We start from the raw sequence: 21,587 nt of genomic DNA on the forward strand, positions 1-21,587 counted from the left end.
TTCTTTTTCTCTTTATTGTTTGACACATCTCACGGCTGCCCCCCAGGCTCCGGAGGTTTCTACTGTGGAGGCCCCGCTTGAACTAAACTGGAAAACATACGGCATTGTGTTCCCGAAAGATGCCGACCACAGGTAGGCAGGGGAAGCAGCATACTCCATTGAACTATTATCCAACCGTCCGGACAACGGATACCAGGCAGGCAATGTCTCGCCCTCGACATCTCTGGCTGCCCCTGAACTTGTTGAGCTATCCCAAGAAAAATTAGTGCTCCATACAAAAGTCTCCCAAGCCGTTTTCCCCGGCAGCCTCCAACCTGCCGGGCAGGGATCAAACAGTGTTTTGCTGCCTGTTGCCTGCCACAATGCAGGCAACGGTCCCCCGCCATTCCAGGTGTTATCCGCCTGATTGGTAAAAAACACAGTAGGATTTTCGACCAACTTGTCTATATTCAAAGCTGTTCCCATATCCCTATGAGCGGGAGCCGTTCCCCCGGCAACAACCGAGGTAACAAACGGGTCTTTACGTCCCCACTGGTAATAGACACCACGGGCACCTTCATCCCCTTTGATCGTACTCAGTGCACCCAGGTTACGATCCATCCAGGTCTGTCCGGCATAGTTCTGCAAACGCCCGTTTGTACCATTTTTATAAAGCACTTTCTCATAGGGAGTCACCCAGATATGCCAACTCCAGAGGATGGTTCCCTCATCATCGTAAATCGCAACCAGGGCATTTCCGGCAACACCGTCCGTATTCGTAGCGATATCGACCATCCCCTGGGTTAGAGATACCGACCGGATCAAACCTTCTACCGTTTGCCAGAGAATTTTCACCCCGGCCACTCTGCTGAAACGTCCGTCGATCAACCGGTCTTCGTAGAGCACTCCTGTGCCCGCCACACTTGCTCCCGGGGCCAGGTAAGGGTTAAACGACAATTCATTACCCGGCTCCGGGGCTATTACGAAGCAATTGGCGGGTTCTGTATATTCAAAGGTCTTTTTCGTCACCCGCTTGTCAAACGAGTTTAACCCTTCAATAACGGCTTGAATATCGTAAGCGCAATTCCGGTCGATCGTATAATCGTTCGTTGTATTTCCTCCGGGATAAAACCGGTAGCTGACCAGCTGGTCGGGCATATTCGGCGTAGTATATACGCCTGACAGTTCCACATAGGTACAAAATGCATCGGGGGCATTGATTGCATCTTTTTCATAGGAGGTCGCTCCTTTTCCTGTTTTGGCATGCCGGTTCAGGGGAACATACCAGGTATACCCTTTGTCGATCCCGGCGACAATAGAGGTATAGTCTTTGAAATTGGCCTCCTTCTTTTCGGGATAATCCGCCCCGGCAGCCGTATCGACAAATCCGTCGGCATATCTCAATACATTAGGCACATTCCCTATTTTCAGGACAGACGGGGTAAAATTGGCACCCGTTACTTTCAGGTTCTTTTTCCAGGTGAAACGGATGCGTGCCACCAACCGCTGCAAGTCTACCGCAATAGGATTTCCCTGATTTCCACCGGAGGTAAAGGAGGCTTTAACTGCCGCAATCATCATGATATTCTTTTCATTCATGGTCTGTTGGTCGAGCGCCACCGTCTTCTCCCTGAATGCTCCAAGTGTTCCTCCTTCGTAATCCTGGAATACGGCTCCGGCATTCGCTATGAAGATGATATACTGGTCTGCATTGTTCTGGGAACGCAGACCGATAGAGTAAAGATTTTCTATATCAGTACCAGTCTCCGGTTGAGGCGAAAGGATGAAACGCGACGTTACACATTCAGCATCAGTGCCATCCCCCGTCGTTCCATCCCAGTCAAACTGCAAAACCGTCAGGTCATTAATAGCCAGTTCCGTTGTTTCTCCGGTTGCCGGCGGGTCTGCTTTCGTCAGCCCGTCGACACACGCGATCGAGACAACCGGTTCCTGCCTCAGGCAAAAAAAGACCGGTACCGGTTCATCGCCCCTCCCTTCTTCCGGGTGATCAGGTAAACCTCCGGAACAACCGGAAGCTATGCCCCATGCAAACAATCCGTAATAAATCGCTTTCAACTGTTTCATCCTATCTCTCCTTCCAATGATACATCTACCCAACTACCTTCGATCGTAAAGATATGTTCGATCTCCTGTTCGCCGCTCCCCACTGTGTCCTGGTTATTATCTACCGGATTCCATGCAGCGACTGTCACCGTGAAACTCACAAAATCCCAGCCGTAGTTCACTTCAAACAGATATCGTTTGCCCGGCTCGAATGCCAGTTTGTTAATGGTTGCTTTTACTGTTCTTTCCACAGCCGCCTTGTTCTCTTCTCCCACATTCAATGTGATGACAGCCTCAAACGTACCGGCAGGCCGGGGGAAGATAACTAAGGGCTCTTTCTGGATATTATAGTGTTTCCCGTTTTTTCCGTCAGGAGCATCCGCCGAATAAGTAAACAGATTCCCACTCTGATTATCGATCGTCAGATTACCGTTAAATACATCCGGCATAACCCACTCATTTTCCGGCAACTTATAATTATCGGCCCGGGCTTCCACCATACCATTTATAACAACCTTCTTTACTTCAAAAGTTGTGATTGGCGAAGTTGCCGTCACTACCCGCACCGTAAAGCTGATTTGCGCAGCCAGATGATCCAGGCTATTCAGCGTGACACTCGTCGGCTCCGGCAACATCTGCGCCCGGGTAACCGAACCCAACGCATCCACATTGGCAGCAACCGTAATAGAACGCCCATCCTCCGACAGACCGGTCCCCGGAACCATCGTACAAAAATCGTAGGTACCGGCAGGAAGATACAAAGGGCCCGCACCCGTTGCCAATCCGAGACTGCCGGAACTTACGACATATTGACTACTTCCCGCCATCTCTTTCGTATCCGGGTTATAAGCGGTTATTGTCAGCGTTTTGCCGTTTTCCAACGCTTCGCTTTCCGTTGCGCGGGTCATCACCTCCACTTCCGGCAGGCTGAACGTCACTGGATAGAGCACCTCCCCGTCCGGCACGACTGTATCCTGCCGACAGGATGCCAACAACAAAAGAACGATCCATATATTGTTACTCTTTTTCATACGTATACTTGTTTTCCGAAGCTGATTATTTCGGGTCCAGTTCTATCTTATCCATATCCACACCGAACAATTCCCAGGGTTTTACTGTCGGCAGGCTGAATGAAGCGGCATAACGGGCGATTCTCACTTCGTATGCGTAACTGTAGCCCCCCTCCAGCGTAAGTGTTTTACCGGTTTCCGGCAGGATACTTGCCGTATAGCTTTTAGAGGCCGTGGTTTTATCGCTTTCAAAGCTCAAATTGGTAAAATCCAGTTTCAACGGGATCCCCCGGGCGGAAGCTGTTACCGGCAGGACGATAAAGGAGACGGTAAATTCGGCCGGAGAGGATTGAGATACTGTAGCCCCCTTGGTCTGCCCACTGGGCAGATCGCCCGGAACACCGCCCGTTATCAATGCAGGACTATCGGAACCGACGGACAAGTCGATATAACTGCCCGTCGGATCGGTGTCGGCAATACTTACCGACAGAGCATCGGCAGACAGATAGCCATCAGTGGTTGCCGGTTTTACGGTCAATACGATTTGGGCTGCCAGATGGCGGAAAGACAAAGGGACCGTAATCTCACTATCACCGCCGCTGTTAGTTATATTGGCTGTTGCCATCAGGTAATCGACTCCGTTGTGAAGGGTGGATGTCTGGTAACTGCCGCTTAATGCGGGCACGGCATCCGTTGCACTATTGGTCGACAGGGCATAAAAATAATAACTCAATCCGGTCTGTACCTGCATAGGACCGCCTGTTGCCTTCAACACCACTGTTTCTCCCGAATTATCGACGGTATACGTATTTGAAAGCGCAGGATTCTCCGATGTGGCGGAAGAAAGGGCACTCGTCCAGGCATGTACCGTGACGTTCGCTCCTGCTTCCAGGGACTTGCCGACGGCAGCCTCCGCCCGAGCAGCCAACTCACCTGCCGTAGCCGTAAAGCCGACTGTTATATCATGGTTGTCTGCCTGTTCTTGTCCGTATTCCTGCGTACAGGCTATGGGAAGCAGCATGAACAGGCCGGTAGTTATTGTAGCTGTCAGTTGTTTCATGTTTTCCGTGTTTAGTTTGTTGTTGTTGATGACGACGAGTCCGTTATACCGCCCACCACGCCCGAAGTACCGTTTTTCCAGTCTTCCACCGTTACCCCGGAAAAAGAAATCTCATTACCTTTCAGAATCAGCGTATAGCTGTTTCGTTCACCGGGATTCCAGCCGTTGGAGGCATCGAGTTGTCCGCTATAGGTGTGGGTTGCCGCTGGCGTATCCCCGACTTTAAGGTCAGCGATAACGACTTTAATCCACATCTTCCGGGACGCCTCCGATCTCAATGGCAGCATATTGAAGGTGGCCACCTGATTGGCCGGAATGCTCCCTGTCACCTCTCCGACCTTCTCTACGGACATTTTTGCCATGCTACCGGTATTCAAATTATCGGCCGCGGAACCACAGTCCAAAAACGGCAATCCCACATTATTACCGACACGCACCTGGCCGTCTCTCAGGTACATATAAACATTTGTTACATCGGTTTGCTGCACCCAGACCTCAGCTTTGGCAAAATTTTGAGCGGCCGTCTCACTTGCCGCACAGGCATTTGCATCGAACTGGATAGTCAGCTGCACCTGGGTTCCTATATGCTTAAATGTCAAAGGGACCTCCTGCGCGGAACCGAATTGTATCGCCTCCTCTCTAACAGCGTGCAGATAATCGATTCCATTGACAAGTGCGGTCGTGTTCTTCGCGTCATCTGTCGGATAGCCATCATTGGCAACGGTATTAAACGCCGGAACTTCTTCCGTACTGCTATTGGTAGAAATGGCATAAAACCCGAATGTTCCGGCAGGAAGGATCATATTTTTGGCATCCGTACCCGCAGGAGCCGCAGGAGTCAGCGTTGTTCCGGCGGTAGCATCCGCCACGTACTCTTTGCCGCCATACATGACCGGTGCCGTTGTCCCTGTTTTTCGATGATAGGGATAAATACGAACTTTAGCGGATGTTGCCAGGCCACTTCCCCCCCGCACGTGTCTGCGTAGAGGTAAAGAAATGGATTTCCGATCGGTTGCCTGATTCCGGACCGTCGATCGCTTCCTCCCGGGTACATCCGGTTGCCAGTACCAGGCAAAGAACCGGAACCCAAAGGCTCGCCAACACAGGTATGTTTATTCGATCTCTCATGGTTGTTGCTGTGTTACATAAAATCTTCTGTTATATCGCTATCGGGCATACTACCCTCTTTATCTTTCCAACCGGTAACCGTCACCCCCTGAAAGACGATTTCGTTTCCTGTGATATTCACCCGGTAACTATATTGGTTACCAGACACAAAACCACCTTCCGGAGTCGTTATAGCCAACGTATAAAGTTTGTCTTTCTGCTGGGACAGTCCATCGAAGGTGATAGTCGGAAAGGTGAGGGTTACAGGGATTTCCTGCCCGGCCTTCATCGGAAGCATGATGCAACCGGCTGTAAAACCACCTCCGGCCAGCGTTCCTGTGACTGTCATCCCTGTGTTGGCAACGGCTGCAATCGGTACACTACCGGAGGTAATTACCGGATCGGCCCCCAGCCTGATTTTTGAGCCAACCGGGTCGGTAGCTGCCAGTTTGATTACCGGCGTAGCTGCCTCCGTCGCCTTACCGGCATCCGTTCCGTTGATTTCGCTCACCACCTTCAGTTCGATACGTACCGACAGGCGGGAGAAGGATAACAAAACCTCCTGTTCTTCGCCCGAGGTAGACGAGATGGTTGCATTTGTTTTGCAATAGATATAGTCGGTGTTATTGGTTAGCTCGCCGGTTTCCGAAAAGGAGCCTTCCGCCAATACAGGCGGTTGGCTGTTTTCATTGACCGACAGGGCATAAAAGCAATATTTACCGGCGGCTAGATACATCAGGCCCTCGCTACCGGATTCCGTCAGGCTCCCATTCCCATTCGCAGCCTTATAAGTTCGACTGGCAACCGGGGCAGCAGTAGGGACACCGGCAGCGGTCTCCTTATAGGCATAGACAATTACCTGTACATCATCAGCGAGTACGGGATCCGTATCTGCGGTAACTCCCGCTGCCTCCCCGCCTGCTTTTGTAGCCAGGCCGATAACGCTACTGAACGACACGGCAACCATCTCCCCGGGCGGAGCCGGATCGACAACCTCGTCAGCATGTTCTTCCCCGTCGGCACAGCCGGACAGCAGCAGGATGAAAGACAGGATATATAAATAAGGATGGGACATATGTGTTTTATTTGTTATTTTATATTTATGGCGCCGGATCCGGTTCGCTGGGTTTCAGGTCTTCCGTTGTGCCTACCTGTGTCCAGTCTGTGACTGTGGCGCCGGTGAAGGTGATTGCAGTCGGGTTCAGAGTAGCCGTGTAGGTGTAATTCTTGCCGGACTGGAAGGCGGTCGTGTTACCGTTGTCACTGGTATTCGGTGCTGTCAATGTTGCCGTATAGGTTCTATTCTCTTCTGCACGGCCTCCGACCTGTACCTTAACCTTAAAGGTGACAGTCAATTTGTGAGCATTGCCACTCGAAGCGGCCAAAGGAAGCATTGTATAAGAGGCTGTAGAGGCTTTAGTAGCCACAGTTGTTGTTTCCATATTATCCGGAGTTGTATTCACACTCGTTGCCGGTGTTATTACACCATCAGTCAAGTTCATCTTACAATTGGTTATTACAGGAGGGGTTATGGTCGCATGATCGTCACCATCCTGCCAGCCGGTCAGTTCCAACCCGGTTCCGGATTTTACGTCAATAGTAATCCGGACAGCTTTATGCTCGAAATTCAGGGTTATATTATTGTCACTACCGCCGCCAGTTGCAGGAACAGCCACATTCTTACTATTCGCATAGATATAATCGACCTTATTTTGCAAGTCGGTAGTCGATGTGCCGCTTGAAAAGACAGGAATTCCATTTGCCGAAGTGGTGATATTGGCCGATACGGCATAAAAGTCATAAGAACCTTTAGCCAGATACATTACGAAACTATCGTCGCCATTAAATTTCCCGGCAGTGGCGACCGTATATCCTTTTGCATCGACAACAGGAGTAGAAGTCTCGTCCGTTACAAAGGTGGAGATTTTTGCTTTTACCCCAGTTGCCACACTCTCCGACGAGCTTACCTTTGTCTGCGTCAAATTTATATTTCCGCTAAAGTTGACAGCGTATTCTCCCTTCCCGTTTGTAACGGGGTCATCCCCCTGTTCGTCGGAAGTACACCCGGTAACCGAGAGAAGCAGTAGGAGAATGGTTAGTAATATGTTGGTTGTTTTCATGTTTGTTGTTTTAATTATTGTCAGATTTGAATGTTTCACATATTGCCAAAATTGAGCTATCTTGTCCCCGTGCTTGACACGGGGCCGCAGAAGAACCAGCAGTATCAAAAGATACATATAGGATACGGTTTGTGCCTTTGCGTTCCCGTGTCGGGCACGGGAACGGGATAGTTCAATTATTTCTATATCTACATCTTTATCTTACCGCTTCACGCCCCGGGTTTATCCGGTACTACCGGCAAATCGCCGCCTATGGCATCTACCCAGTCAACCACTTCGGTGGATAAGGAAATGAAGTCTTTGGCTGTGGAACTGTATAATAAGGTATACAGATAGGAAGTGCCCGCTGTAAGACCTGTGGCAGGGACTGTCGGGGTGATCTCCACCGTTTTTTCCGTACCGCTGGCATCCAGAGCCAACTCAAATTTAAGAGTCGAATTACCAACCATATCCTCTCCTGTCTTCGGGAACAGCATCAATTGTTCCGGGATATCGAAAGTTGTTCCGGCTGCTACTGTCTGAGGGGTTGTCGGCTGAAAGAAAGTAAAGGTATTCCCGTCGGATGATGTTGCACTCAAACTGCTCCATTCCCCATCCGTTATACTCATTGTACCCTTATCATTGTCTTTCACCTTGATACTCTTGATGACTATCGCATCCGACTCTTCCGTATTCTTGAACTTAAAACGTATCTGTGTCAAGGCATGCTTGAACACCAGCTTCTGAATAACACCGGCTTCGTCCGATGTCCGTTTGTAGTTTTCAATCGGCGCGGCATACATATAATCGGCCTGTGCGGACGGTGTTTTTTCCAGAGTCACTTTCAATTTGGGGGCAGCAGTAGTAGTTGGCGCCACGACTCCGTCGCCACCTGCCTGGGAAACAGCCGTATGCGGATAATAAGCATAGAAGTTATACACTTTGTCCACCGTATAGTTCAGTAGCGGAGAATAGTCCAATCCTCCCGAACTGTTCGCAACCGCTTCGATGTTATCCATCAGGTTTGCGGAGGCTTTCCATGCCGGGGATGCGGATGATTCCGCTTCCAGGGCATACAGTCCCACTTTTTCCCCGTCGGGGATCTTCGTCCCTTTTACCACGGCCTTGGTTTCTATCTGCACCGTTGTACCGAAAAGGATCGCATTAGCCTCCGGTTTGCTATTCTGCAACCCGTCGTCCTCAGAACAGGAGACAGCAGCGAAAGCGATTGCTGTTAATAAAATAAGATTTTTCATACACTAATTTCTTTTTAATATTAATACTTTATATTGTTCAAAACTATTCTTCCGAGTCGACCTCTCCTGCCTCGACAGGTAGCCAGGGTTCGATCGTACCCTGGAAAGTGACACCATCGGTGGCATACCATACCGTATAAAGGTAAGAGTAGCCTGCCGCCCAGCCTTCGGCAGGGGTGGCGGGAGAAACCTCGAACGTCTGTCCGTCGATCGTAATGCTGAAAACCTGTTTTTTCATTGTCTCCGCTCCCACCGGGAGTTGAAGCAACGAAATCGGTATCTCGTAGAAAGCCTCTTGCGGAAGTTCCACCGCCTCACTATAACGGCAAAGGATAAAAGAGGGAAAACGATTGCCTTCCTCTACCTCCTCCCAGCTTCCGTCGGCCAGCGAAAGCGTGCCGCTCCCCGGAGCCGTCAGCGTAATGCTATTCAAAAAAACACCGGCTGTACTACCGTTCCAAATACGTACCCGTATCCGGCACAAGGCATGCCGGAAAGTCAACCGGCCGATATCATTCGACCTGTCGGTATCAGGCGTTACTTTCAGGGATGCCCACAGATAATCCGCCTGACTCCCCGCCTGATCGCCCAGGCTGATTTTCAGCGAAGGGGCGTCGGCAGCATCCGTATAGGCCATCGACGCCGTATAGGGCCAACAGGCATAAAAAGAATAGTTCTTTCCCGCTTCGTAATACTTCACCGGATCGTAATCGACCGCCCCTTCCACACCGATCGTTCCCGCTACGTTGTTCATGACAACTTCACTGCTACCGCCGGTCTGCGTCGAACAAGCGAAAAGTCCGGCACGACTTCCGTCCGGTAATACGGTTCCCGACAGAAGACCCGAAGCTTTGCTCGTTTCTACAGAGACGTCTGCCACGAAACGAATTGCTCCGCCCGAAGGCGTCTCCCGACGGTCGTCGGGAGAACACCCCCCAAACATGGCGGCGCAAACCAGATATATCAGCAGCCGTTTCATCCCCTCTCCTTTATTTTACCGTGATACCCGGACCTGATACATATTGCCATTCCACCACGCTGGTAGACAACTGGATGGAGGAAGCACTTCCGTAAGTCACTGTATATTCGTAAGAATATCCCGCCCGTAAACCTTCCGTCGGCAATGTCAGCGTCTGACCGGTTTTCTCTATGGCCGAAGAAGCATCGCCTTCCGTCACACCCATATCAAAAGTATAGGCCGTCCCTTTGGCTGCTACAGGCAACAACATCAGTTGTCCCGGTACGGAGAAAGAGGCTTTCGGCTGAATCTCTTCCGCAGCAGACGGACCAAACAGGATATAGGTTTCCGATCCGGAAGGTGCGCTCCACGTACCGTTGCCGATATTCAGCGTTGCACCGCCGGGAGCCTGTATTTTCAAAGAGTGCAGCGTCAGTTTATCGCCCGTACCATTCACCACCTTTACCGTGACCTGCGTCAGGGCATGGTTGAAGCTCAGCAGGTAAGCGCCGGTCACCGGCTTTTTATTTTCCAGCGGACTCGCATACATATAATCGATCTGGTCCGACGGAGTCTTCCCGAACGTGCAGGCCAGCTTAGGCGGCTGACCGGCAGAAGGATCCGTGACGGACGCTTCATAAGGATAGTAGGCAAAAAAACTGTAGTTGGCATTCGCCGTGTACATCTTTACAGGTTCGTAGACCAGGCCGCCGCTACCGCTGACCTCCGCTTCCACATTGTTCATAATCAGGTTGTTCGAAGCATCACTAACCGATGTCGTCCAGACGGGTACGCCGTTCCTGTTTTCAAGCGTGTACACGCCCACTTTCGTTCCGGCTGCAAACTGCGTACCCGTCACCGGACCGGCTTTCGTCTGAATGCCAGATTCAAAACGGATCACACCCGAAAGGTCCGGCGTTTCGGCCCCACGGTTGTCAGAACAGGCACACAACAGGCCCAGGCCCGCTACTAATACTAATGTCGTTGTTTTCATTTCTCTATCATTTTTTTATTTACCAACCGATACATCGGGACCCTGTCCCGCTATCCATTCAGTTATACGAACCTGAAAATGGATGCCCGAAGGAGTCACATCCAACTCCACATCCGCATTATCGCCATCCCCCATATTGATCAAGTCGTCATAGATATCCAATTCGTGCACCTCCTTCGTCTCGTCCGCATAGTTGATCTGCAAACGAAGGTTTTTATCGGCTCCTCCACCCGGGATCTCATCCTTATCCAGCAGGTTGAACACCAAAAGCGAACCCACGAACAGGCCCTCTTCCGCGCGGATGGGGATATCGGTGCCCGCCACATAGGAGGCTACAGACTTTCCCGTACTCAGATTGACTGCTTCGGCCACATTCAGGAGGCGACCCGATACCGATTCCACCTCCCGCGCATCGGTCACTTTTATACGAAAAGAGATGCGCCGCACAATTGGCTCGGGATGAACCCGTAAAGGCTCTGCACCCGGATCCTCTTTCCTCACTTCATACTCTCCGAGCGTAGCCAGCGTAAACCAATCCGGTTGACCGACCGTTTCCACCGAACGGGTCAGAGGTTTTACGCAGGCTTCAGCGGTTTCAAACTGCTCCTGTCCGCGAAACCAGATACCCGGTGTCGGACAGTTATAGATCAGTACACGATAATTGCCGACCGGCAGATTGCCGGAGAAAGAGACCGTATCCGATTTCATTTCGTAGACCGTCCCCTCACCGCTTTCCGGATAGAAACGGAGCGTCATCCCCTCCGGAGGCTGTATGCCGGAAGGCACCGTATCCCATTCAAAACAGATACGGACTGTCCCGTCGACAAGTTCCGCAGCCGGCTCGTCAGATCTCCTGCAACAAGATAAAATACTCATGATTGCAAGCAAGCAAAAGATGAACCCTATACCTGTTTTTTGCTTCATTTTTCCTCCCTGAATATTGCATCTCTATTGATAGTAGAGATACACAGCCTTTAATCGACTATAATTCAATGTGATACAAATAACATTAACCTTCATTGGTTTTTATTCACACAACAAAATACGTAAATAAACGTGAAATTGATAACATTTTTTCAATAGTTAAATATTATTTACTTCTTAATGATCAAGGAGTTTTTAAAACAGATATTTACTACCTTTCTACCAGTTTTTAGTTAAGTAAATATAATGTATCTCTACTATCAATAGAGATGCAGTACCCTATATTCAGAAGGATATGAAATTCAGGGCATCTCTTCTTCTCCACCAAACAATTATTTTTTAGCTTTATTTATAGATTGAACAGGCCGTAAAATCACAAAAAAATGAACCCGGTGATTGTTGTTAGGATGCAACAAATCCGGCTGATATGGGATAAGAGTTACAGAGGGAAAAGGTGAATAAGAGAGCCGACAAAGAAAAGCACAAACTGATTATCAGAAGTCTAAAGGATATCAAAAAGTAACAAAAATCAACGATAGGCTATCATTGCAATCACTTTTTAAGTTCTTTTCGTAACGCCCTCTTTTTTCAACAGAGGCCATCCGGACGCAAATCGGTTGCTTTTGGCGGGTAAAAAGGCCTTTTTCATGGTTATTGGCTCCGGTTTGGTATCGATTACCCGGCAGATAGTTTCAGTTAGTTGCCGGATAGTTTCAACCACCCGGCAACTGGTCGGAATTGTCCGGCAGCCAATTGAAATTGCTTGGGAGATAATTGTAACACGTCTCTTTTTTCCCTAAGCAGGCATCGGTTATTCAGTGTTTTTTTCGCTGGAAGGTAAAAAAATCCACACCATTCCTGCCTGACAAAATGTAGCCGTTTCCATCAACCAAGCAGCCACCATCACAAACAGCCCGGGGCCCCATTCCAAATGCGCAAACAAAAAGTCATCCGATTTCCCCAATCCCCTTTCCTCCTGTCATCGCTTAACTTCCCCAGAGACGCATAAATACTCCCAATCCCTTACCCGCCTCCATAGAGAGTTCCTATAAAAGGGATTAAATGACAAATTGATTTTCAAGAATACCAATAAAAAATAGGAATAGCATTCTTCTATACAATACAGTTCATAATCGTTGGTGGAGTTAATCCTGTTCATAATCTATCAGATTTGAACTATCTAAATTATAAACTGGTTGTAACTGGCTCCCCTCTTGAGAGGGGGTGTGTTATAGTTTCGCCCCATAACTGGCTTTAACACACCCCTTATCCCCTCTCAAGAGGGGAATTGGTTACTCCCGTCACTATAAACAGATAGCTCAATTATTCCTACATCTGAATCAAATAATCCCCTTCTCTGTTTGGAATAAATAAAATATTGCCTACATTTGTCTCGTTACCTGCTATCGGGTAATAAAACAACTAAAACTATTGACTTATGGAAAAGTATGTGAACATCATGCTCGACAAGGCTTTTAAAACCGTATTCGGTGAAAAGCAAGTGGCAATCGACTTTATCAACGCCACGCTCGAGGGCGAACGCCAGGTGAAAGACCTGACCTATCTCGATAAAGAAATCCAACCCGAAGTAATAGAACAGCGCACGGTGATCTTCGATCTCCTTTGCGAAGATGTGGACGGGAGCAAATTTGTACTTGAAATGCAGAATTGTCCTCAACATTATTTCTTTAACCGCGGATTTTATTACATTTGTCGAATGATCTCCCGTCAGGGAGAGAGCGGAGCTGACTGGAAGTATAGCTTGCTTCCGGTATATGGCATCTACCTGTTGAACTTTAGTCTGCCTGAATTTCAGAGTTGGCGCACCGATGTGGTGCTGGCCAATGAGGCGACAGGTAAAACTTTTGGCGAGGTCAAACTGAAACAGATTTATCTGTCGTTCGATCTGTTCAATCTAAGAGAAGAGGAATGCAAAACGCCTCTGGAGAATATGGTTTATATATTGAAGAATATGAATTTATTTGATATGTCTCCGTTTAAGGAGAAAAACGATGCCTTCAAACGCCTGCTCGATGTGGCAAACCTGAATGCAATGACTTCTCACGAACGGGCTGTTTACGATGAGAACCTGAAGATTTACCGCGACTGGCGCAATACCTTGGAATATGCGGTGGAGGAGGCCGAAATGAAAGGGATGACAAAAGGTAAAGCTGAGGGTAAAGTAGAAGAACAACGCCAGATTACTGCAAATTAAAAAAAGCAGGAAGTTAATATCGAAACGATCGCCCAGTGTACCGGTTTGTCTGTCGAAGAAATAGACAAATTGTAGTTTATTCACTTAACAGTCAAATGTCAACAGAAAGAAAGTTTCCATTTGTAATGGAAACTTTCTTTCATTATCATCCCCTATCAATCCAGATTGATCACTTTATTATTTATCCGCTTCACCAACCCTTCGTTGAACGAGTCGAGATAGATCTGTGTCGTTTTTTCGTTGGCATGTCCCAGGCAGGAACTAATCACCGCAGTAGGCATCAATTGGTTGCGGGCGGCGGTTGCCCAAGAGTGGCGGGCCATATATGACGACAGTGATTCGGGGATATTCGCTTTCTCCGCAATGATCTTCAGATGACGATTGAATGAGCATAAGGCACTCCGATAACATTTATAATGGGCTTCCTCGCTCGCCCCATCCGACAGCACAGGCCAGATGTAACAACTATCGGTACGATATTTTTCAATAATCTTCAACAAGTCTCCATTTGCAAAAACAGAGACGGGCCGTCCGGTCTTCACCCGCTCATAATGGATCATCTCCCGTTGCAATTGCTCATGTTTCAATAGAATCATATCAGCAAACCCCATACCGCAGGTGTAAAAACTGAAAAGGAACATATCGCGTGCCATAGCCAGGCTGGTTCCTTCATCCAATTTGAGGTTCTTTATCCGCTTCACCCATCTTTTAGGCAATGCCCGTTTACGTGTCGGCATCGATTCCAGCGACATGCCGGCAAAAGGGTTTTCGCGCGGGCGGATCACTTTCTCCGCCACAGCCTTGTTGTAAAGGGCGCGTAAATTACGCAGATAGAAATGTGCCGTATTCTCACAACAGCCTTGTCCCAACAACCAGTTCTCATAACTATTCAGCATCCCCGACCGGAACAGCCGGAAGGGTATCCGCTGGCTCCCGGTAAACTGCACCAGCGACTTCAGGCTACTCATATAGGCATGTGCCGTCCCGAACCGTCCTTCCTGTTCCACCTTGTCAATAATATTCAGAGCATAAAGCACGAACCCATTACGTGCAACCCCTTTCCTAATCAAAGTCATTTCATCCATACTGTTTCCTATTTAAATTAATATTGGCAGGAATATAACAGAAAATGAACTACCTTTGTCTGAATGATTAACATGTTTCGCTATGAGAAGTTATAAGATACCCTATGCTATACGTGAAAGTGCTGCATCCGGAAGATGTCGAACAGGTGTGCCGCTATGCTGCCGATGCCAAAGAATTATTGCCGGATTTCCATATTCGCCAATTTGTTATTTATGTCGTTGCGAATAAGGGGTATAAGATTTGGGAAGTATAAGAATCTGATTGCAGAAAGGTGCGTCAAATGTATGTTATCACTCATTTGCCGCCTTCGGCAGCACCTTTTTCAGCAATAAGTATCCGCAAAGTCCAGAGACAAACGATCCCGTAAATACGCCAAGTTTAGCCTGGTTCAGCAAATCCATGCCTACAGCATCCGTAGTGTTAAACGACAGGTTGGCGATGAACAGTGCAACTGTGAAACCAATACCTCCTAACATCGACACCCCAAACAGATTCCAACGTGTCATTCCTGCCGGCATAGAGGCAAGGCTTGTACGGGCAAAGAAATAGGTAAAAGAGAAAATACCCAATGTCTTTCCGACAAACAATCCCAGGAAGACTGCCAACGGCACATTGACCAAAGACGCAGGCTGGATATCGCCGAACGTGACACCGGCATTCACAAAGGCAAACAGCGGAAGGATCAGGTAATTTACCATCGGATGCAGTTTGTCGGCAATGCTTTGCAACGGACTGATCGTTTTATCCGCCAGCAGATGGATATTGTTTAATACCTGTATCTGCGTCGGAGTCAGCACGGCGGCCTTTTTAGACTGGCGCACCTCCGTATAGTCCAGCATATTCAGATAGCCGGTCATATCACAGGTGAAATCGTTCAGGTTGATCTTCGGACGGGCAGGCACGGTGAAGGCCACCAATACCCCTGCTATGGTTGGATGAATACCCGATTCCAGGAACAAAATCCAGACAAAAAAACCGACAATATAATAGAACAGGTTATTATTTACCCGCATCTTCCCTCCGGCATACAATAACGCCAACAGGGCCAGGGAAATCAGCAACGGCTGATAGGCAATATGCCCGCTATAAAACAAAGCGATAATAATTATACCGCCGATATCATCGACAACAGCCAACGCCGTCAGGAAAATTCGCATACTCAGAGGAACCCGCTTCCCCAAAAGTCCCAGAACGGCAAGGGCAAAAGCGATATCGGTAGCCATTGGGATGGCAGCCCCGCGTGCTTCCGGTCCTGTATTACACACCAGAAGGAAGAAAAGGACCGGCACGATCATACCACCGCAAGCGGCAATTACCGGAAGGATCGCCTTACGGACCGAACTGAGTTCGCCGATCAAAACCTCCTGCTTGATCTCCAACCCTATCACAAAGAAGAATACGGCCATCAGGGCATCATTCACAAAAGCCAGCATCGGCATCGGCTCTCCGTGATGCGAGAACAAATTGAATTTACCGATCTGAAGATCTATGGGATAAGATAGTATATGATGATAAGCATACGCCCAAGGGGAATTGGCCAGTATCATAGCCAGTATAGTGGCCATAAACAATAGAAAACTGGCGCTCGACTTCTGTGTAGCGAAACGGCGCAATGGTTTCAGGATAACATTAATAGTACGATCCATTGTATTTAAAATATTTGCGGAGACAGCTTGCTGACCTGTCTCCGTAATTCCTAACTGTGTTATTGTCTTTGCTTCTCTGCCATTTCGAGCTGATAGGCACTGCGGGTCAATTTTTCTACCCAGACCACAAAGATACCAGTTAAAATTAAATTAAACACAATAGTAAGGACAGAAATCATCAGGGCCGGTCCACCTAAATTGTATCCGAGAGCGATGAAAATAATACCTGCTCCTACCTCACCACGCGTAAACATACCGATCGACAATGCCAGACGCTCACGTTTGCGCCGGTCGCGATAGAAGAACAGTGGGAAAAGTTTTCCTATATTAGAAAGGAAAGAGACAATAAGAACGTGCAACAGGATCATCGGCCACGACATCATCGGCTGCGCCCCGGTAATGGTTGCCGCCTCGGCCGATTGTTTGGCAAAATCAATGCCAAAGAATACCGGCATACTCACTCCCACAAGGAACATGAACAGGAAGGATATGGCTGTAGCCACATTGTGTTCGACCTTCGTGTCAATATGCTTATGCTTCATGATCATACCCAGGACGAAAGCAGGCAGCAGCACTTCGATATGAATACTGGCGTCTTCACCATAGAAATGTTTGGACACCAGATAAACTCCCTGTGTAATAGCCAGCGTCACAATTGCATAGAGCAAGATCGCTTTCCAGTCCTGACGCATATTATAAGTGCCCATCTTCTTCCACCCGAGCATAAGCAGCACCATCACGATCAGGATGATAACACCCAACTGCCAGCGCAGTCCCACCATCATGATCTGAAGCGGTATCATCAGCAGGATTGTATCGAGGTCGTCGAAAATAGCCAGAACCTGCACCTTTTTATATACCCATGAAGCCTTCAGTCCGGCAGCAGCAAGCATAGTAAAGAGAATGCCGGCAGAGGTAGGCGCCGCAAAACGGCTCAGCAACAGGTTTTCCTTCCAGGCTTCGCCACTCGACCAATAGATATCGGGAAGCAGGACGAACATATAATACAACGCCACAAAGATCCAGGGAAAGGCTGCGGTTGCCATCGCAATAAAGTAATCCTCCGTATAAGATTTCCAACGGGTTTTGTCCATTTCAAACTCCCGGCCCACGTTGATCATAATAAAGGCCAGGCACACATACAACAACGTGTTGGAGATCGTCTTCACCATCGAATAGTTCTCTCCCACCATACCGGGAAGAAACTGCGAGACAACCAAACCAATCACTAAGAAAAAAGAAAATAACAGAATCTTCTTCATTATATTACCACTATTTGCTTGTTTAGATTTCAGAGTACAAAAATAAGGAAATCCTCTCAAATCGGAAATAGCAGGTAACTCATGTTTCAGATTATTAATAAATTACTTCAGATAGGCCGACTCCACTTTCAATAAGCGGTTCTTCAGCTTTTCCGCCTCCCCTTTTCGGATACGTAGTGTCATCTCACAGTCCATTTCGAATTTTTGAGATACAATAAGGGGGGTATCTTCTTTCACTATGCGCATGATCCCGTTCAGGTAGGGATATTCGAAAGCGACTGTGATATCTTCATCCACCGTACGTTCCTCTATTTCGGCGGCCGCAATCGCTTCGGCAGCGGCCGTACGATAGGCAACGATCAGCCCGCTGGTACCCAGCTCGATACCTCCGAAATAACGGACTACGAGGATCAGGATATCCGTCAGTTCATTGGAATTGATCTGTCCGAGGATCGGTTTCCCGGCAGTGGAAGACGGTTCGCCGTCATCGTTTGCACGAAACGTCAGGCGGTCCGGTCCCAGCATATAAGCCCAGCAGACATGGCGTGCATCATAATATTGTTTACGGTACCGGTCCAGTTGCTCCTTCACCTCTTCGACCGTACGCACGGGGATGGCATACGAGATAAAGCGGCTACGCTTCTCCGTGTAATAGCCCTCGGCTACTTGTTTAATGGTTCTGTAACTGTCGTCTGCCATCGATCAATCCGGTATATGGGTTTGCTGTTCTTCGCGGAAGGCCCGGAAGTCTTTCATGATCTCTTCGATCTCCTCGATAAAATAGGGATCTTTCACATTTTTCTTCACCTCCTCGTAATAGGTTTCAATGGCCGCCAGGGCGCATATATCTTGTCCGCGCAGCAGGAAATAAGGTTCTTCCTTCTCTACGCATTGTTTGATCATTTGGATAGGATTCTTCATATATCTGTCTTCACTTAGTTATTATTCTATCTTAGTTATGTCGGCAAACGGGGATAGGCGTGCCATATTCCTCGTCTGCCTATGCCAGGTTATTGTTTCAACTCCTCTTTCAGGAACGGAACGGTATAGCTCTTCGTTTTCTTCTTTACCATCTCTTCCGGGGTGCCGGTAAACAAGACCTGACCGCCTTTACGGCCGCCTTCGGGGCCCATGTCGATCAGGTAGTCGGCGCATTTGATGACGTCGAGGTTATGCTCGATGACGATGATGGTGTTGCCCTTTTCCACCAGTTTGTTCAGGACACCCAGAAGAACACGGATGTCTTCGAAATGAAGACCGGTTGTCGGTTCATCCAGTACATATAATGTATTGCCTGTATCCTTTTTAGCCAGCTCAGTCGCCAGCTTCACACGCTGGCTTTCGCCGCCGGACAACGTGGTGGAAGGCTGCCCCAATTTAATATAACCCAGGCCCACATCCTGCAAGACCTTGATCTTGGACAAGATGGTCGGAATATTCTCGAAGAACTCCACCGCCATGTTGATCGTCATATCCAATACATCCGCGATGGATTTACCACGGAAACGCACTTCCAGTGTTTCGCGGTTGTAACGTTTGCCATGACAGTCCTCGCAGGGCACCAATACGTCGGGCAGAAAGTTCATCTCGATGGTCTTGTAACCATTCCCTTTGCAGGTTTCGCAACGACCGCCGGACACGTTGAATGAGAAGCGTCCCGGTTTATATCCCCTTACTTTCGATTCGGGAAGATCGACAAAGAGGTTACGGATATCGGAAAACACACCCGTATAGGTAGCCGGATTGCTTCGCGGCGAACGTCCGATAGGCGACTGGTCGACATTGACGATCTTATCCACATTATCAATACCTTCGATCGACTTATAAGGCAACGGATCTTCCAGCGAACGATAGAAATGCTGGCTCAGGATCGGTTGCAGGGTACGGTTGATCAACGTCGATTTGCCGCTCCCCGACACGCCTGTCACACAGATCAACGTTCCCAGTGGAAAAGTCACATCTACGTTTTTCAGGTTATTACCGCCGGCTCCTTTGATAGTGATGAACTTGCCGTTTCCTTTCCGACGTTCGGCAGGAATGGCAATTTCTGTTTTTCCGTTCAGATAAGCGGACGTCAGCGTATCGACTTTCAGCATCTCCTGAGGCGTACCTTCGTACACGACCTCTCCGCCCAGACGGCCGGCTTTCGGACCCATGTCGATCACGTAATCGGCATTCAGCATCATATCCTTGTCATGTTCCACGACAACGACCGAGTTCCCTGTATCACGAAGTTCTTTCAAAGAGTTGATCAGACGGACATTATCACGCTGATGCAACCCGATACTCGGCTCGTCGAGGATATAAAGCACATTGACCAGCTGGCTGCCGATCTGGGTTGCCAGGCGGATACGCTGGCTTTCACCGCCGGAAAGGCTTGCCGAAGCACGGTTGAGAGAGAGATAATCCAGCCCCACATCCAGCAGGAATTTCAGGCGCGAACGGATCTCCTTCAATATCTCTATCGCTATCTGTTTCTGCTTCTGGTCCAGACGGTCTTCGATGCCGTCCAGCCAATCATACAGTTCAGATATATCATAAGAAGATATTTCCGCAATATTCTTATCGGCAATCCGGTAATGCAATGCCTCTTTGTTCAGACGCTGGCCGTTACATTCCGGACATGTAGTCATTTTAATAAACTGCCCCGCCCATTTCTGTGCGGAAGCGGACGCCTCGTTCTCCTGCTGCATCAGGATATATTTGGCAACGCCTTCATAAGACAGGAAATAATTGGAAGAACCCAGGGATTCGTTCTTGATCTGAAGTCGTTCGTCGGTTCCGTTCATGATCTCGTCGATCGCCTCCGCCGGAATATCCTTGATCGGCGTCTTGATCGTTACCCCATGCTTCTCGCAAAGGGCTTCGATCTGCCAAAAGATAAGCGAGTTCTTATATTTCCCGAGGGCCACGATCCCGCCGTTATAGATACTGAGGGAAGGATCCGGCACGATCTTTTCCATATCCAGCAGGTTCACCTGTCCCAATCCTTTACATTTGGGGCATGCACCTTGCGGGGAGTTAAAGGAAAAATTATGCGGAGCCGGTTCGCTGTAGGAAAGTCCGGTAGCCGGGTCCATCAGGCGACGGCTGTAATGGCGCAACTCGTCCGTATCGGCATCCAGCAGCATGACCAATCCGTCACCCTGCTTCATGGCTGTACGCAGGCTTTCTTTCAGGCGGCGTTCGTCGGAAGCCGAGACAACCATTTTATCGATCACCACTTCGATGCTGTGCATCTTGTAGCGGTCCAGCTTCATGCCGTGGAATATCTCCTTGATCTCGCCATCGACACGGACGGTCAGATAGCCTTTCTTACGAACCTGCTCGAACAGTTCCTTATAATGTCCCTTACGATTGCGGACCAGCGGAGCCAGGAGGTATGTCTTCTTTCCCTCATAATGCTCCAGAATCAGGTCGAGCACCTGCTCTTCGGTGTATTTCACCATCTTCTCTCCGCTCAGATACGAGTACGCCTCTCCCGCCCTCGCATAAAGCAGACGGAAAAAGTCGTAGATCTCTGTCGTCGTACCGACGGTAGAACGGGGATTTTTGTTAGTCGTTTTCTGTTCGATCGAGATGACCGGGCTCAATCCGGTGATCTTATCCACATCCGGACGTTCCATATTTCCGAGGAAGTTACGGGCATAGGCAGAGAATGTCTCCACATACCGGCGTTGTCCTTCCGCAAAAATCGTATCAAAAGCCAGTGATGACTTACCACTACCACTCATACCCGTTATCACGGTAAGTTTGTTTCTCGGTATCTCGACGTCTATATTCTTCAAATTGTGAACGCGGGCGCCTAAAACGGAAATACGTCCGCCTTCCAATGCATTCTTATCATTCATACTTCTTATCACTGTTTTCTTTTTCATCCGGGAGAAAATCCTGTTCCATCCGAATGGAACTCCGATTACACCCGAA

The 21,587-nt window shown here is 48.7% G+C and carries 18 protein-coding genes and 1 pseudogene; 2 read left to right on the forward strand and 17 right to left on the reverse strand.

What is annotated here, in order from left to right; all coding sequences use genetic code 11:
- Nucleotides 1-12: 12 nt before the first annotated feature.
- The 11 genes from DWW91_RS18325 to DWW91_RS18370 form a co-directional block, all read right to left on the reverse strand.
- Entirely contained in the window at nucleotides 13-2,064 is a 2,052-nt protein-coding gene (locus tag DWW91_RS18325) for a fimbrial protein (protein WP_122328544.1), read from the reverse strand.
- Nucleotides 2,061-3,074 (reverse strand): fimbrillin family protein, encoded by a 1,014-nt coding sequence (locus DWW91_RS18330; RefSeq protein WP_010802766.1) that lies wholly within the window; start codon nucleotides 3,072-3,074, stop codon nucleotides 2,061-2,063. Before DWW91_RS18330 ends, DWW91_RS18325 begins: the two co-directional genes overlap by 4 nt.
- Before the next feature lie 25 nt (nucleotides 3,075-3,099).
- The gene (locus DWW91_RS18335; RefSeq protein ID WP_010802765.1) at nucleotides 3,100-4,113 is read right to left on the reverse strand and encodes a fimbrillin family protein; all 1,014 of its coding nucleotides are present in this window, start codon (nucleotides 4,111-4,113) and stop codon (nucleotides 3,100-3,102) included.
- Nucleotides 4,114-4,124: 11 nt separating this feature from the next.
- Nucleotides 4,125-5,087 (reverse strand): fimbrillin family protein, encoded by a 963-nt coding sequence (locus DWW91_RS18340; RefSeq protein WP_158599465.1) that lies wholly within the window; start codon nucleotides 5,085-5,087, stop codon nucleotides 4,125-4,127.
- Entirely contained in the window at nucleotides 5,053-5,241 is a 189-nt protein-coding gene (locus DWW91_RS27555; RefSeq protein WP_147426556.1) for a hypothetical protein, read from the reverse strand. The genes DWW91_RS18340 and DWW91_RS27555 overlap by 35 nt, the downstream gene beginning before the upstream one ends.
- A gap of 13 nt (nucleotides 5,242-5,254) precedes the next feature.
- Entirely contained in the window at nucleotides 5,255-6,295 is a 1,041-nt protein-coding gene (locus DWW91_RS18345; protein WP_122328546.1) for a fimbrillin family protein, read from the reverse strand.
- Nucleotides 6,296-6,320: 25 nt separating this feature from the next.
- Entirely contained in the window at nucleotides 6,321-7,340 is a 1,020-nt protein-coding gene (locus tag DWW91_RS18350) for a fimbrillin family protein (RefSeq protein ID WP_158599466.1), read from the reverse strand.
- A 209-nt stretch (nucleotides 7,341-7,549) separates the two neighbouring features.
- On the reverse strand, nucleotides 7,550-8,575 hold the full coding sequence (locus DWW91_RS18355; protein WP_122328548.1) for a fimbrillin family protein: 1,026 nt from the start codon (nucleotides 8,573-8,575) through the stop codon (nucleotides 7,550-7,552).
- A 43-nt stretch (nucleotides 8,576-8,618) separates the two neighbouring features.
- Nucleotides 8,619-9,554 (reverse strand): fimbrillin family protein, encoded by a 936-nt coding sequence (locus tag DWW91_RS18360; protein WP_122328549.1) that lies wholly within the window; start codon nucleotides 9,552-9,554, stop codon nucleotides 8,619-8,621.
- A gap of 10 nt (nucleotides 9,555-9,564) precedes the next feature.
- Nucleotides 9,565-10,527, reverse strand: coding sequence for a fimbrillin family protein (locus DWW91_RS18365; RefSeq protein ID WP_010802759.1), 963 nt, complete (start codon nucleotides 10,525-10,527; stop codon nucleotides 9,565-9,567).
- 15 nt (nucleotides 10,528-10,542) lie between these two features.
- Complete coding sequence (locus DWW91_RS18370; protein ID WP_010802758.1) at nucleotides 10,543-11,451, reverse strand: DUF5119 domain-containing protein; 909 nt, start codon at nucleotides 11,449-11,451, stop codon at nucleotides 10,543-10,545.
- A gap of 1,438 nt (nucleotides 11,452-12,889) precedes the next feature.
- On the opposite strand from DWW91_RS18370, the pseudogene DWW91_RS18375 reads away from it, so the two are divergent.
- Nucleotides 12,890-13,741, forward strand: a pseudogene (locus DWW91_RS18375) (Rpn family recombination-promoting nuclease/putative transposase).
- 80 nt (nucleotides 13,742-13,821) lie between these two features.
- On the opposite strand, the gene DWW91_RS18380 reads toward DWW91_RS18375, so the two are convergent.
- A complete protein-coding gene (locus DWW91_RS18380; protein ID WP_122328550.1) occupies nucleotides 13,822-14,751 on the reverse strand; it encodes a site-specific integrase in 930 nt (309 codons plus the stop codon).
- A 104-nt stretch (nucleotides 14,752-14,855) separates the two neighbouring features.
- Here DWW91_RS18380 and DWW91_RS27705 point away from each other — a divergent pair, with 104 nt between their 5' ends.
- Nucleotides 14,856-15,005 (forward strand): hypothetical protein, encoded by a 150-nt coding sequence (locus DWW91_RS27705; RefSeq protein WP_158599467.1) that lies wholly within the window; start codon nucleotides 14,856-14,858, stop codon nucleotides 15,003-15,005.
- Nucleotides 15,006-15,042: 37 nt separating this feature from the next.
- Here DWW91_RS27705 and nhaA read toward each other — a convergent pair whose 3' ends face one another.
- From nhaA to uvrA, 5 genes are all read right to left on the reverse strand, one after another.
- A complete protein-coding gene (nhaA, locus tag DWW91_RS18385) occupies nucleotides 15,043-16,398 on the reverse strand; it encodes a Na+/H+ antiporter NhaA (protein ID WP_122328551.1) in 1,356 nt (451 codons plus the stop codon).
- 59 nt (nucleotides 16,399-16,457) lie between these two features.
- Entirely contained in the window at nucleotides 16,458-17,660 is a 1,203-nt protein-coding gene (locus tag DWW91_RS18390) for a hypothetical protein (protein WP_007658119.1), read from the reverse strand.
- A 102-nt stretch (nucleotides 17,661-17,762) separates the two neighbouring features.
- Entirely contained in the window at nucleotides 17,763-18,359 is a 597-nt protein-coding gene (locus DWW91_RS18395) for a YigZ family protein (RefSeq protein WP_007658120.1), read from the reverse strand.
- A gap of 3 nt (nucleotides 18,360-18,362) precedes the next feature.
- Nucleotides 18,363-18,581, reverse strand: coding sequence for a hypothetical protein (locus DWW91_RS18400; protein ID WP_007658121.1), 219 nt, complete (start codon nucleotides 18,579-18,581; stop codon nucleotides 18,363-18,365).
- An 89-nt stretch (nucleotides 18,582-18,670) separates the two neighbouring features.
- Nucleotides 18,671-21,511 carry an excinuclease ABC subunit UvrA gene (gene uvrA, locus DWW91_RS18405; protein WP_122328620.1) on the reverse strand — a complete coding sequence of 947 codons (2,841 nt, stop codon included), beginning with the start codon at nucleotides 21,509-21,511 and terminating at the stop codon, nucleotides 18,671-18,673.
- Between the last annotated feature and the right edge of the window lie 76 nt (nucleotides 21,512-21,587).

The sequence above is a fragment of the Parabacteroides sp. AF17-3 genome (assembly GCF_003635445.1).
Classification (GTDB): Bacteria; Bacteroidota; Bacteroidia; order Bacteroidales; family Tannerellaceae; genus Parabacteroides; species Parabacteroides goldsteinii.

Bases quoted from the DNA above. Each gene is read 5' to 3' on its own strand.
- DWW91_RS18370 (WP_010802758.1), bottom strand. From the start codon at position 11,451: ATGAAGCAAAAAACAGGTATAGGGTTCATCTTTTGCTTGCTTGCAATC.
- DWW91_RS18360 (WP_122328549.1), bottom strand. From the start codon at position 9,554: ATGAAACGGCTGCTGATATATCTGGTTTGCGCCGCCATGTTTGGGGGG.
- DWW91_RS27555 (WP_147426556.1), bottom strand. From the start codon at position 5,241: ATGAGAGATCGAATAAACATACCTGTGTTGGCGAGCCTTTGGGTTCCG.
- DWW91_RS27705 (WP_158599467.1), top strand. From the start codon at position 14,856: ATGCTATACGTGAAAGTGCTGCATCCGGAAGATGTCGAACAGGTGTGC.
- nhaA (WP_122328551.1), bottom strand. From the start codon at position 16,398: ATGGATCGTACTATTAATGTTATCCTGAAACCATTGCGCCGTTTCGCT.
- uvrA (WP_122328620.1), bottom strand. From the start codon at position 21,511: ATGAATGATAAGAATGCATTGGAAGGCGGACGTATTTCCGTTTTAGGC.
- DWW91_RS18395 (WP_007658120.1), bottom strand. From the start codon at position 18,359: ATGGCAGACGACAGTTACAGAACCATTAAACAAGTAGCCGAGGGCTAT.
- DWW91_RS18350 (WP_158599466.1), bottom strand. From the start codon at position 7,340: ATGAAAACAACCAACATATTACTAACCATTCTCCTACTGCTTCTCTCG.
- DWW91_RS18390 (WP_007658119.1), bottom strand. From the start codon at position 17,660: ATGAAGAAGATTCTGTTATTTTCTTTTTTCTTAGTGATTGGTTTGGTT.
- DWW91_RS18345 (WP_122328546.1), bottom strand. From the start codon at position 6,295: ATGTCCCATCCTTATTTATATATCCTGTCTTTCATCCTGCTGCTGTCC.
- DWW91_RS18355 (WP_122328548.1), bottom strand. From the start codon at position 8,575: ATGAAAAATCTTATTTTATTAACAGCAATCGCTTTCGCTGCTGTCTCC.
- DWW91_RS18330 (WP_010802766.1), bottom strand. From the start codon at position 3,074: ATGAAAAAGAGTAACAATATATGGATCGTTCTTTTGTTGTTGGCATCC.
- DWW91_RS18325 (WP_122328544.1), bottom strand. From the start codon at position 2,064: ATGAAACAGTTGAAAGCGATTTATTACGGATTGTTTGCATGGGGCATA.
- DWW91_RS18380 (WP_122328550.1), bottom strand. From the start codon at position 14,751: ATGGATGAAATGACTTTGATTAGGAAAGGGGTTGCACGTAATGGGTTC.
- DWW91_RS18365 (WP_010802759.1), bottom strand. From the start codon at position 10,527: ATGAAAACAACGACATTAGTATTAGTAGCGGGCCTGGGCCTGTTGTGT.
- DWW91_RS18400 (WP_007658121.1), bottom strand. From the start codon at position 18,581: ATGAAGAATCCTATCCAAATGATCAAACAATGCGTAGAGAAGGAAGAA.
- DWW91_RS18335 (WP_010802765.1), bottom strand. From the start codon at position 4,113: ATGAAACAACTGACAGCTACAATAACTACCGGCCTGTTCATGCTGCTT.